The sequence below is a fragment of the Streptomyces decoyicus genome (assembly GCF_019880305.1).
GTDB classification, from domain to species: Bacteria; Actinomycetota; Actinomycetes; order Streptomycetales; family Streptomycetaceae; genus Streptomyces; species Streptomyces decoyicus.
Genome location: NZ_CP082301.1, coordinates 4,725,131 through 4,737,306, shown reverse-complemented (window position 1 = coordinate 4,737,306; position 12,176 = coordinate 4,725,131). Strand labels below are relative to the sequence as shown.

General features: G+C 71.3%; 12 protein-coding genes. 4 read left to right on the top strand and 8 right to left on the bottom strand.

Going from position 1 to position 12,176, the window contains the following annotated elements:
* Positions 1–4: 4 nt before the first annotated feature.
* On the bottom strand, positions 5–1,600 hold the full coding sequence (gene dacB, locus K7C20_RS20875) for a D-alanyl-D-alanine carboxypeptidase/D-alanyl-D-alanine endopeptidase (protein ID WP_030077126.1): 1,596 nt from the start codon (positions 1,598–1,600) through the stop codon (positions 5–7).
* A gap of 86 nt (positions 1,601–1,686) precedes the next feature.
* Here dacB and K7C20_RS20870 point away from each other — a divergent pair, with 86 nt between their 5' ends.
* Positions 1,687–2,181, top strand: coding sequence for an inorganic diphosphatase (locus K7C20_RS20870; RefSeq protein ID WP_030077125.1), 495 nt, complete (start codon positions 1,687–1,689; stop codon positions 2,179–2,181).
* Positions 2,182–2,319: 138 nt separating this feature from the next.
* Here the strand turns inward: K7C20_RS20870 and K7C20_RS20865 are convergent, their stop codons facing one another.
* From K7C20_RS20865 to K7C20_RS20855, 3 genes are all read right to left on the bottom strand, one after another.
* Entirely contained in the window at positions 2,320–4,050 is a 1,731-nt protein-coding gene (locus K7C20_RS20865) for a threonine/serine exporter family protein (RefSeq protein ID WP_030077124.1), read from the bottom strand.
* A gap of 133 nt (positions 4,051–4,183) precedes the next feature.
* Positions 4,184–4,891 carry a DedA family protein gene (locus K7C20_RS20860; protein ID WP_030077123.1) on the bottom strand — a complete coding sequence of 236 codons (708 nt, stop codon included), beginning with the start codon at positions 4,889–4,891 and terminating at the stop codon, positions 4,184–4,186.
* A gap of 194 nt (positions 4,892–5,085) precedes the next feature.
* Complete coding sequence (locus K7C20_RS20855; protein WP_030077121.1) at positions 5,086–5,844, bottom strand: MerR family transcriptional regulator; 759 nt, start codon at positions 5,842–5,844, stop codon at positions 5,086–5,088.
* Positions 5,845–5,959: 115 nt separating this feature from the next.
* Between K7C20_RS20855 and leuE the strand changes: the two genes are divergently transcribed.
* The 3 genes from leuE (at position 5,960) to K7C20_RS20840 (ending at position 8,842) form a co-directional block, all read left to right on the top strand.
* Positions 5,960–6,625 carry a leucine efflux protein LeuE gene (gene leuE / locus K7C20_RS20850; protein WP_053209515.1) on the top strand — a complete coding sequence of 222 codons (666 nt, stop codon included), beginning with the start codon at positions 5,960–5,962 and terminating at the stop codon, positions 6,623–6,625.
* A gap of 161 nt (positions 6,626–6,786) precedes the next feature.
* Complete coding sequence (wrbA, locus tag K7C20_RS20845) at positions 6,787–7,410, top strand: NAD(P)H:quinone oxidoreductase (RefSeq protein ID WP_030077117.1); 624 nt, start codon at positions 6,787–6,789, stop codon at positions 7,408–7,410.
* A 16-nt stretch (positions 7,411–7,426) separates the two neighbouring features.
* A complete protein-coding gene (locus K7C20_RS20840; RefSeq protein ID WP_030077115.1) occupies positions 7,427–8,842 on the top strand; it encodes a glutamate decarboxylase in 1,416 nt (471 codons plus the stop codon).
* 96 nt (positions 8,843–8,938) lie between these two features.
* Here the strand turns inward: K7C20_RS20840 and K7C20_RS20835 are convergent, their stop codons facing one another.
* The 4 genes from K7C20_RS20835 to K7C20_RS20820 form a co-directional block, all read right to left on the bottom strand.
* Positions 8,939–9,730: an ABC transporter permease gene (locus tag K7C20_RS20835; RefSeq protein WP_030077113.1), complete on the bottom strand. Its 792-nt coding sequence runs from the start codon at positions 9,728–9,730 to the stop codon at positions 8,939–8,941.
* Positions 9,727–10,770 carry an ATP-binding cassette domain-containing protein gene (locus tag K7C20_RS20830; RefSeq protein WP_048828873.1) on the bottom strand — a complete coding sequence of 348 codons (1,044 nt, stop codon included), beginning with the start codon at positions 10,768–10,770 and terminating at the stop codon, positions 9,727–9,729. The genes K7C20_RS20835 and K7C20_RS20830 overlap by 4 nt, the downstream gene beginning before the upstream one ends.
* An 80-nt stretch (positions 10,771–10,850) precedes the next feature.
* Complete coding sequence (locus K7C20_RS20825) at positions 10,851–11,555, bottom strand: PadR family transcriptional regulator (protein WP_048828872.1); 705 nt, start codon at positions 11,553–11,555, stop codon at positions 10,851–10,853.
* Positions 11,556–11,617: 62 nt separating this feature from the next.
* Positions 11,618–12,166, bottom strand: a complete 549-nt coding sequence (locus tag K7C20_RS20820; protein ID WP_030077107.1) for a DinB family protein — start codon at positions 12,164–12,166, stop codon at positions 11,618–11,620.
* Positions 12,167–12,176 lie beyond the last annotated feature (10 nt).

The window sequence follows — 12,176 nt, the reverse complement described above, 5'->3', positions numbered from 1 at the left end:
TGCCTCAGCGGCAGCCGCAATTGGCCACTGCCGAGGCGAGTTTGTCGAGGGCCTTCTGGGCGCCCTGGGGATCGGTAGTGCCCGTGGTCATGAAGGAGAAGACGAGGAGCCGTCCGTCGGCGTCGACGACGGTGCCGGCCAGGGTGTTCACCCCGGTGAGGGTGCCGGTCTTGGCGCGTACGGCACCGGCGCCGGCGCTCTGGCCCCGGTAGCGGTTGCTGAGGGTGCCGGTGAAGGCGGCCACCGGGAGGCCGGTGACGACCGGGCGCAGGGCGGGACGGTCGGGCGACGAGGCCTGTAGCAGGAGGCGGGAGAGCAGGGCGGCGGTGACCTTGTCGTCGCGGTCCAGGCCGCTGCCGTCCTCGAAGACGGCGCCGGACAGGGGCAGATGCTGCCGTTCGAGGGCGGCACGGACGGCCTTTCCGGCGCCGGCGAAGCTGGCCGGCTGCCGCGAGCCCAGGGCGGTCTGGCGGGCCAGGGCCTCGGCGATGTCGTTGTCGCTGTGGGTGAGCATCCGCTCGACGAGCGCGGACAGCGGCAGGGAGTGGACGGCGGCGATCCGGTCGGCCTTCTTGGGGGCCTTGGCCCCGGCGGGGTCGCCGTCGACGGTGATGCCGCGCTGGTGGAGCAGTCCGGCGAAGGCGTGGGCCGCGGCGCGGGCCGGGTCGGTGTCGCGGGGGGCGGTGCCGTGGTCGGTGTCGTCGAGGCGCGCCTCGTCGGCCATCAGCGCGGTGACGGGGGCGATGTTCTCGTTCGGGCCGATGGGGTGCTCGACGGGGCCCGAGTAGGCGCTGGTGTCGTAACCGAGGCTGATCTTGGTGAGGTGGCGGTGCTTGAGGGCGCGGGCGGTGGCGTCGGCGAGGGTGCGCAGATTCGCGGGCTGTTCCTCGGCGCCCTTCCGCGGGGCGCGGGCGGTGAGGGTGGGGTCGCCGCCGCCGACCAGGACGATGCGGTTCTTGCCGCCCATGACGACGGTGGTGTCGATGCGGTGGTCGGGTCCGCGTACGGAGAGCGCGGCGACGGCGGTGGCGAGCTTCACGGTGGAAGCGGGGGTGGCGGCCGTGCCCTGGTGCTCGCCGAAGACCTCGCGGCCCGCGGCGACGTCCAGGACGGAGGCCGTCCGCAGCGGGCCGAGCGCCGGGTCCTTCAGCAGCGGTGCGAGCGCGTCCGCCAGCCCCGCGCCGGTGGGCACGGGGGCGGCGCCACGGCCCGCGGAGCCGGGGGCGGTGGCGCCGAGCGCGGGGAGCACCGGCGGTGCGCTGGGCGCCGGCCCGGGGTCAGCGGCGTGATGCTCGCCACTGGCACCGTCCATCGAGCCCGCCTCCGTGCGCTCGGCCGTACGCTGACCCGAGTCCCACGGCCCGGCCGCCGCCACCGCGGCGAGCGCGACCGCCAGACCGGTGGCTGCGGAGACCGCCGTCAGCCGCCAGGTCTGCTGGGTATGGCGCGGTGTGGCCTCCCAGGCCTGCCGCGCGGCATCGACCGCGCTTCGCGCCGCCTCGACCGCTGTCTGCGCCGAGCGGACCGCAGCGCGCGTCGCCGCCCGCGCGGACCGCTCCGCCGACTGCCATCTGACCTGCCACTTTCCGGTCTCCGGCACCTCGGACCAGCCCCTTTCGCCACCACACACCTGCGTGGGGGACACTTAATCACCAGACGTATGTGTTGATCATGGAGGAGCCACCCGTGGAGTTCGACGTCACCATCGAGATCCCGAAGGGTTCGCGGAACAAGTACGAGGTGGACCACGAGACCGGTCGGATCCGCCTGGACCGTCGACTCTTCACCTCGACCAGCTACCCGGCGGACTACGGATTTGTCGAGAACACCCTGGGCGAGGACGGCGACCCGCTGGACGCCCTGGTCATCCTGGACGAGCCGACTTTCCCCGGCTGCCTCATCAAGTGCCGCGCCATCGGCATGTTCCGCATGACGGACGAGGCAGGCGGCGACGACAAGCTGCTGTGCGTGCCGGCGTCCGACCCGCGTGTGGAGCACCTGCGGGACATCCACCACGTGTCGGAGTTCGACCGCCTGGAGATCCAGCACTTCTTCGAGGTCTACAAGGACCTGGAGCCCGGTAAGTCCGTCGAGGGTGCCAACTGGGTCGGCCGCACCGAGGCCGAGGCCGAGATCGAGGCCTCGTACAAGCGCCTCGAGGCGCAGGGCGGCAAGCACTGACGCAGCCGTGCCGTCCCGGCGTGTGGCGGGGTTTTCCCGACCGCGGCGCGCCGGGATCTGCGGGCTGATTTTCGTACGCGAACGGGCGGCACCCGGTTGGGTTGCCGCCCGTCGTGCGTGTCGGGGCCCGGTGGCCGCCTAGAAGCCGCGGGTGCGCTTGGCGGCGCGGCGGGCGCCGGCCTCCTCGATGCCGGGGGCCCGCAGGAACAGCCGGGCCACCTCCGCGCCGAGGTTGACCCCCACCGCGATGGCCAGCGCCAGCGAGACGGCCTGGACCAGCGACGTGAGGCCCTGCGGCAGGTGCCCCTGGGCGAAGTTGAGCAGGCCGAAGTACGTGGCGCTACCGGGCAGCAGCGGGCCGATGGCCGCGGTGACGTACGGCAACGCGGACGCATAGCGGTAGCGGGAGAGCAACTGGCCGAAGAGGCCGACCAGTCCGGCCGCGATCGCGGTGGCGGGCACGGCGTTCATCCCGGCGACGTAGGTGAGCGCGCCGTACACGACCCAGGCGACGCCACCGTTCAGGGTCGCAAACGCCACGGTGTGACGTTCCTGCTGGAGCAGCACGCAGAACGCCAGCGCCAGCAGCATGGCCGCCGCGATCTGCACCAGCGGCTCGTTGTAGTCCCCCAGCGACTGCTCGGGGTTGAGCCGCCGCAGGCCGGGGTTCAGCTGAAGACCGATGTAGAGCACGCTGAGCACGCCGACGACGATGCCGACGATGAGGTAGCCGACCTCCAGCAGACGGGCGGCGGCGGTGATGTAGTAGCCGGTCAGCCCGTCGTGGACGCCGGCCACCAGCGCCCGTCCCGGGATCAGCGCGAACAGTCCACCGGTGATCACCGCGGATGCCTGCACATTGAGGTGGGCCAGACCGAAGGCGACACCCACCGCCGCGGGCGGCATCGCCGCGACCACGAACTGGTAGAACTCCGGCAGCCCGCGCGCGGACGCGAGCCAGGCCAGCCGGTCGCCGAGCATCGAGCCCACCGCGGCCGCGACGAACACCAGCATCGTGCCGCCGACCAGCATGGAGGCGGCACCGGACAGCAGCCCGGAGGCCACCGTCAGCGCCCAGCTCGGGTACGGGTGGCGGTTACGGCGGATCTCGGCGAGGCCGCGGTAGGCCTCTTCGAGGGTGATGCCCTCGGAGGTGATCTCGTCGACGAGCCGGAAGACCGCGGACAGCCGGTTGTAGTCGACACCGCGGCGCCGGACCGTGCGGCTGGCCGTGACCGGGTCGTCGACCAGCGAGGGCTGGTAGGAGATCGACAGCAGGGTGAAGGTGACGGTCGGCTCGACGCGCTCCAGCCCGTAGGCGTGCGCGACGCCGAACATGGCGGCCTCGACGTCCTCCGCGCCCTCACCGCCGGCGAGCAGGATCTCGCCGATACGCAGGGTCAGGTCGAGTACGCGGGGTACGGCCGGGCCGGTCTCGTCGTCGGCCCGCTCGATGCGCTCGGGGACCGGCCGCTCCCCCACCGGCATCCGGAGCATCGTCCGCATCCGGTCCTGCCAGGGCGCCTCTTTGGTGAGGCGGACGGCAGGGATGCCGTGCGGCGGGGTGAAGGCGTAGCTCAGGGCGGTGGAGCCGACGGGCATCGGTGTCTGGCCGGTGGTGCTGCTGGGCCGTGTGAACGCCGAGCCCTCCTGCTCGGCCGGGGTCTCCGGGCGCATGCCGGAGGGCAGCGCGAACTCGGAGGTGGGGTGCTCGTCCTCGGGGAGCGGAGGGTAGGGCACGCCCAGCGGCGGGGTGAAGGCGCTGTGCGCCTCGTCCGGCTGGGGCTTGCGCTCCTCGGGACCGCTCTGATCCGAGGCGCTGCTGCTGCCGCTCGCGCCCCGCTGGCCGCGCTGTGGGTCCGACGCCACGGGTCTTCGCTCTCCTCGTAAGCCTCCTGACGGATGACAAGGACACGATGCCTGATGGGGATGCACGGCGCGTGCCCGGGGGCGACGTTTCGGCTACCAGTCGGAAATGAGTGGGCTGGTGACGCGCGGGGGGTCAGCGCTTGGCGTGGCGGCCGCGGCGGGTGTCGGGGGCGGGGCCGTGGGGGCGGTCCGCGGGGTACGGCGGGGCGGACTGCTCCTTCTTCGCCTTGCCGCGGGCGCGGAGGTACTCGATGGCGATCGGCACGACGGAGATCAGCACGATCGCGACGAGGATCAGCTCGATGTGCTTGTGGACGAACTCGACCTTCCCCAGCGAGGCCCCGAGCAGCGTGACACCGGCGCCCCACAGGGCGCCGCCGATGAGGTTGAAGGTGATGAAGGAGCGGTAGTTCATCCGGCTCACACCGGCGATGATCGGCGTGAACGTACGCACGATCGGTACGAAGCGGGCCAGGATCAGCGACTTGGGGCCGTGCTTCTCGAAGAACTCGTGCGCCTTCTCGACGTTCTCCTGCTTGAAGAGGCGGGAGTCGGGGCGCTTGAAGAGCGAGGGCCCGACCTTGCGGCCGAAGAGATAGCCCGCCTGGTCGCCGAGGACGGCGGCCAGGACGATCAGGGAGCACACCATCCACAGCGGCCGGTCCAGCTTGTTCGTCGTCACCAGCAGGCCGGTGGTGAACAGCAGCGAGTCGCCCGGCAGGAAGAAGCCGATCAGCAGGCCGGACTCCGCGAAGACGATGGCCAGGACGCCGATCAGGCCGAATGTCGCGATCAGATAGTCCGGGTCCAGCCACTGGGGGCCGAGCGCGAGAGTATTCACGGGGTGAAGGCTCCTGGGTCGAGGGCGCCGGATCGTGCGGTGCGACGAGTGAAGCGACGAGGGTGCAGGCGCGGGTGCGGCCCAAAACTATCAACGCCGCATGACTCCCCTTGGTTCCAGGCGGGCCCCGGGGCCCCCACCCGGCCGGGGCCGGGTCGTACGGGCCGGGGGCGCGCTTCCCCGGCCCGCACGGATCACAGGTGGCGGACGGCGTTGGCCAGCATCGCGTCACGCATGTAGACGGCGAGGCCCGGCCTGATGGCCTCGTAGGTGGCGGTGAACCGCTCGTCGGTGACGTACATCTCGCCGAGTCCGCTGTGCATCTCGTAGGGGCAGTCGTAGTACGTGCCGCTGATGAACCGGCGGTGCTCCTCCGCGACGTCCATGGCCGCCTCGGAGTCCGCCGGCACGCCCTGTGCGAGCAGGTCCGCCATCGTGCGGTGCAGGGCGTCGAACTCCGCCGTCAGCCGCTTCCAGTCGTCCTTGGTGTACGTGGCCGCCCTGCGCTGCGATTCCTTGTAGGCGTCCGTGCCGCCCCAGCGCTCCTCCGCCTCCGCGGCATGCGCGTCGGGGTCGAAGTCCCCGAAGACCTCGAACTTCTCCTCCGGTGTGAGCTGTACCTTCATCCTGCGTGCCTCCATCGCGTGTTCGACGGCGGCGGCCATCTCCTGGAGTCTGCCGATCCGCCCCGTCAGCAGGTCGTGCTGGCGCCGCAGATGTTCCTGCGGGTCGGCGTCCGGGTCGTCCAGGAGGGCCGCGACCTCTTCGAGCGGAAACCCGAGCTCCCGGTAGAACAGGATCTGCTGGAGCCGGTCCAGGTCGTACTCGCCGTAGCGCCGGTGACCTGCGTGGTTGCGCTCGCCGGGCAGCAACAGCCCGATCTCGTCGTAGTGGTGCAAGGTGCGCACCGTCACCCCGGCGAAGGCGGCGACCTGCCCTACCGAATAGCTCACTTCCGCTCCCTTCTCGGTACGCGCTCCACGATGTGTCCTCACGTCACGTGAGGTGCAAGTCCGCATCATGAAAAGCCGGTGAGGCGGCGGACGGGGGGATGAGATCCTGCCGCACATGCTGGGGATAACGGATCTGTCCACGTATCTGGTGGGGCTCGCGCTGATCATTCTTCTGCCGGGTCCTAATTCGCTGTACGTCGTTTCGGTGGCGGCCCGGCGCGGGCCGCGGGTGGCCTACCGGGCGGCGGCCGGTGTGCTGTGCGGTGACACGGTGCTGATGACGCTGTCGGCCGGCGGGGTGGCCTCGCTGCTCCAGACCAGCCCGGTGCTGTTCGCCGTCGTGAAGTTCGCCGGCGCGGGCTATCTGACGTGGCTGGCGGTCGGGATGCTGCGCGGCGCCTGGGCGCTGTGGCGCGGCCGGGAAGCGCGCAGGGCCGCGCGGCAGGACGGGGCGGCCGAGGCGCCGAAGGAGGCCGTGGAGCGGCCGTACCGCAGGGCGCTGGTGGTCAGCCTGCTCAACCCGAAGGCGATCCTGTTCTTCATCTCCTTCTTCGTGCAGTTCGTCGACCCGTCCTATGCCCACCCGGTGCTGTCGTTCCTGACGCTGGGCGCCTGGGCGCAGCTGTTCAGCTTCACGTACCTGTCGGTCCTGATCTTCAGCGGGACGTTCCTGGCGGCGACCTTCCGCCGCCGCAAGCGGCTGACGGCCGGGCTGTCCGCGGGCGCCGGCGCGGCGTTCCTCGGCTTCGCGGCGAAGCTGTCGCTGGCGAGCGCGGGCTGACCCGGGGCCGGGCGGGCGGGCCCGGCGCCTTCGCGCGGACGCGGGTACGGGCGGGCGGCGGTCCTTCGGGACGGCCGCCCGCCCGTTGCCCATCCGGTGGGTGCACCCTGGAGGCCACGTACCCCTTATGCCCTTATCGTCGGGTTCGAGGAGGTACGTCCATGCCCGTTCACGACGTGCATGTCGCCGTCATCTACTACTCGTCGACCGGCACCGTCGCCGAGCTCGCCCAGCGGATCGCGGACGCCGCCGAGCACGCGGGGGCCGACGTACGACTGCGCCGGACCGCGGAACTCGCCCCCCAGGCCGCGATCGACGCCAACCCGGCCTGGGCGGCGAACGCGGCGGCCACCGCGGACGTCCTGGAGGCCACCCACGAGGACATGCTCTGGGCGGACGCGGTGATCTTCGGGACCCCCACCCGCTTCGGCAATGTGACCTCGCAGCTCAAGCAGTACCTCGACACCCTGGGCGGCCTGTGGCAGCAGGGCAGGCTGGCCGACAAGGTCTACAGCGGCTTCACCGCGAGCGCCACCCCGCACGGCGGCCAGGAGTCCACCCTGCTCGCGCTCTACCAGACCGTCCACCATTTCGGCGGCATCCTCGTGACACCGGGCTACACCGACCCGGCGAAGTTCCGCGACGGCAACCCCTACGGCACCTCCCACGTCGGCGGCCCGGACACCCCGCTCGACGAGAACGCGCGCACCGCCGCCCGCATCCAGGCGGAGCGCGTAGTGAAATTCACGAAGGCCATCAAGCACGGCCTCTCACCGGCGAGTTGACGGGTAGTGGCGACAGATGACTCTGCACAAAGGCGCATCGGCATCCGACCGTAAGCACACCAAGCACCCGGTCAACCCCTTCTACGGCGAGGCCGACCCGGTCGCCGGCATGGAGACCGAGCCGCCGCGGCACACCCTGCCCGACGGCCCGGTCTCCCCGCACACGGCCTACCAGTTCGTACACGACGAGCTGATGCTGGACGGCAACTCCCGGCTGAATCTGGCGACGTTCGTCACGACCTGGATGGAACCGCAGGCCGGCGTCCTGATGGCGGAGTGCCGGGACAAGAACATGATCGACAAGGACGAGTACCCGCGCACCGCCGAACTGGAGAAGCGGTGCGTGGCGATGCTCGCCGATCTGTGGCACGCCCCCGACCCCGCGGCCACCATCGGCTGTTCCACGACCGGGTCGAGCGAGGCCTGCATGCTCGCCGGGATGGCTCTCAAGCGGCGCTGGATGCAGAGGAACAAGGACCGGTATCCGGGCGAGGCCCGGCCGAACCTCATCATGGGCGCCAACGTCCAGGTCTGCTGGGAGAAGTTCTGCAACTTCTGGGAGGTCGAGGCACGCATGGTCCCGATGGAGGGCGACCGCTTCCATCTGGACGCGGCCTCCGCCGCCGAGCTGTGCGACGAGAACACCATCGGGGTGGTGGCGGTCCTCGGCTCGACCTTCGACGGGTCGTACGAGCCGGTGGCCGGGATCTGCGCGGCACTCGACGAGGTCCAGAAGCAGAAAGGCTGGGACATCCCGGTCCATGTGGACGGCGCGTCCGGCGCCATGATCGCCCCGTTCCTCGACCCGGAGCTGGTCTGGGACTTCCGGCTGCCGCGGGTCGCCTCCATCAACACCTCGGGGCACAAGTACGGCCTGGTCTACCCGGGCGTCGGCTGGGCCCTGTGGCGCGATACGGACGCGCTGCCCGAGGAGCTGGTCTTCCGCGTCAACTACCTGGGCGGCGATATGCCGACCTTCGCGCTCAACTTCTCCCGGCCCGGCGCCCAGGTCGCCGCGCAGTACTACACCTTCATGCGGCTCGGCCGGTCCGGCTTCCGCGCCGTACAGCAGGCGACCCGCGACGTGGCCCGCTCGATGGCCGAACGGATCGGCGCGCTGGGCGATTTCCGGCTGCTGTCCCAGGGCGACGAACTGCCGGTCTTCGCCTTCACCACCGCGGACGACGTCACCGCCTTTGACGTCTTCGACGTCTCGCGGCGGATGCGGGAGCGCGGCTGGCTGATCCCCGCCTACACCTTCCCCCCGAAGCGCGAGGACCTGTCCGTCCTGCGGGTGGTCTGCCGCAACGGCTTCTCCCTGGACCTCGCCGATCTGTTCATGGCGGACCTGGAAGCGCTGCTGCCCGAACTGCGCGAACAGCCACGCCCGTTGCAGCGCCCGGAGAACGTCGCGACGGCGTTCCACCACTAGGGGGCGTCCCCCTGGGGCACGCCCGCACCCCCCACAGCCGACCGCCGCCGCGGCGGACTCCGTTTCCCCCGCGACGGCGTGCGGCCTCCGGCGCTCTCAGCGCCCCAGCCGCCGGTACCTCCGCACCGCCAACGGGAAGAACACCGCGAGCAGCACCAGCGGCCACACCACGGCCAGCAGTCCCGCGTGGCCCGCCGCCCAGCTTTCCCCGGACCACCCCGGGTTGGCGAACAACTCACGGACCGCGCTCGCCGTCGCCGACATCGGGTTCCACTCGGCGACCGCGCCCAGCCAGCCGGGCATCGACGCGGCGGAGACGAAGGCGTTGGAGAGGAAGCCCACCGGCCAGACCAGGATCTGTACCGCCTGCACCAGCTCCGGTCTGCCCGCGAGCAGGCCGAGATGGATGCCGATCCACAGCATCGCGAACCGCAGCAGAAGCAGCAGCCCCACCGCGGCCGCCGCGTCGACCACACCACCGTGCCAGCGCCAGCCCATCGCCAGCCCCACGCCGATCATCACCAGCAGGCTGAGCGCCGACTGGAGCATGTCCAGGACGCTCCGTCCGACCAGCACCGCGGACGGGGCCATCGGCATCGACCGGAAGCGGTCGAGCACCCCCTTGCCGAGGTCCTGGGTCACCGCGATCATCGTCGATTCGAGCCCGAACGCCATGGTCAGCGCGAACATCCCCGGGACCAGGTACTCCTTGTAATTGCCGCCGCCCGGCACGGCCATCCCGCCGCCCAGGAAGTACCCGAACATCAGCAGCAGCAACACCGGAAAGACCAGTTGGACGATGACCTGCACCGGTTGTCTCGCCCAGTGCGCGAGACCGCGCCGGGTCATCGTCCAGGAGTCGGTGACCGCCCACACCATGCCGCTCATACCGTCGTGCCCTCCTTGTCCGCGTCCACCGCCGCGGCGGCCGACGGGCGTGCACCGGCCGCCCCGCCCGTGCCGCCGGCCGCCCCGTCCCCCGTCAGATGCAGAAACACCTCGTCCAGCGTCGGCCGCCGCACCGCGAGGTCCGCGGCCTCGATCCCCGCCGCGGCCAGCACCCGTACGGCCTCCGCCAGCCCCGCCATCCGGTCGGCGACGGGCACGCTCAGGCGGCAGCCCTCCGCGTCCGCGGTGACCGCACCGCCGCCCGCCGCGCTCCCCAGCGCCTCGCCCAACAGGCCGGCCGCCCGGCCCAGTTGCCCCGCGTCGTGCAGGACGACATCGATCCGGTCGCCTCCTGTCGCGGACTTCAGCTCGTCGGGGGTGCCGTCCGCGACCACCCGGCCGCCGTCCACCACCGAGATCCGGTCCGCGAGCTGGTCGGCCTCCTCCAGATACTGCGTGGTCAGCAGCACCGTCGTACCGCCGTCCACCAGCGAGCGCACCGCCTGCCACACCTCGGTACGGCCCCGCGGATCGAGCCCGGTCGTGGGCTCGTCCAGAAACAGGATCCGCGGCGCCATCACCAGGCTTGCCGCCAGATCGAGCCGGCGCCGCATCCCGCCGCTGTAGTGGCGTACCGCCTTGCGTCCGGCATCGGCGAGCCCGAACCGCCCCAGCAACTCGTCCGCCCGCTCGCCCGCCCTGCGCGCCCCGAGGTGGAAGAGCCGCCCGAACATCACCAGGTTCTGCCGCCCGCCGAGCTCCTCGTCGACCGCCGCGTGCTGGCCGAGCAGCCCGATCCGCAGCCGCACCTCGTCCGGCTTCCGCAGCACATCGAAGCCGGCGACCTCGGCCCGGCCGCCGTCGTGCCGCAGCAGCGTGGACAGGATCCGTACGAGGGTGGTCTTGCCTGCGCCGTTGGGTCCGAGGACACCGTGCACGACGCCGTGCGGAACGGTCAGGTCCAGCCCGTCCAGGGCCGCTTTGGTGCCGTAGTGCTTGTGCAGTCCTTCGACGACGATCGCATGATCGCGGTCAGTCACGACATCTCCTCCCGGCTGTAGTCAAGTTTGACTATGTGCCGCCGAAAGGTATTTCCTCCTGCGCGGTTAGTCAAACTTGATTAATGAGCTTCCGTGGCGGCGCCGTCGCCGCCCTTGCGCCCGGCGTCCCCGTCGCCTCCGGGCTCCCCGTCCCCCTGGGAGCGCGCGCTCTTCGCCGCGTACGGATTCTCCTGCCCGTCCGCCAGCACGCCGACGAACGGCTCCCCCTCGCCGGCGAAGACATACGCCCCGCCCTCGATCCGCTCGATCAGCCCCCGCGTCCACACGGCGCCGCTGTCCGCGGAGTGCACCCACATATTCATGATCTCGCCGATGTGGCCGAGCGTTTCGGGCCCTTCCTCGGGCGTGTAGTACCCGGTGACCGTGCTCCGCCACTCCTCCAGCGCCCGCACCCGCTCCTTGAGCAGCGCCACCGCCTCGGCCCGCGGCAGATCGACGACGAAGCCGATGGCCGCGCTGAGCATGTCGACCTTCTGGTCGTGCTGGGCGAGCGCCGCGCGCAGCAGCGCGAAGTACTCCGCCTCGCCCGCCGCGGTCAGCTCGTACTCGGTACGCGGCGGACCGCCGGCGGTGCTGGGCGCGATGTCATGGGCGTGCAGCAGCCCTTGCTTGGCCATCTGCTTGAGCGCGTGATAGATCGAGCCGGGCTTGGCGTTGGACCACTCATGGGCGCCCCAGTACTCCAGGTCGTTGCGCACCTGATAGCCGTGCGCCCGGCCGTGCTGCCGCACGGCGCCCAGTACCAACAGCCGGATCGCCGACATCGTCTCCTCTATCCCTCACGCGCCCTTGCCGTCAGCCTAGAACCCCTGGCAGGGCCCCGCGCTCACCCCCGCTGCGCCTGCTGCTCCTCGTCCACCAGGGCAAAGGCCGTCCTGCCGTCCAGGGACTCGCGGAGGATGTCGGCGTGGCCGGCGTGCCGGGCCGTCTCCTCGATCAGATGCAGCACCAGCCAGCGCATCGACTGCCGGGCCTGCGGCGGGTACCAGGGCGCCTCGGGCAGCGGGAAGGTGTCGTTCAGGCTCGGCACGGAGCGGATGAAGTCCTCCGTGCGCCGTGCGACCTTGTCCCAGAACGCCAGCACCTCCGCCAGGCTCTCGCCGTCCCCGAGCTCGAAGCTCAGGTGCCAGGTCTCGGCGTTCCGCTCGATGGAGTGCGGCCGTTCCTGCGCGGTCTCCACCCAGGTCTGCTCGGTCTCCGCGACATGCTTGACCAGTCCGGCCAGTGACAGCTCACTGACGCTCGGACGCTGGGCCGCCTGGGCATCGGTCAGCCCCAGGACCGAGCGCCGCAGCCCGCCGCGCTGGGCCTCCAGAAAGGCCAGCAGCGCGCCGGCCTCGTCGCCGTGGGCCTCGGCAAGAACGTGAGTGGGCATGGGATCCGCC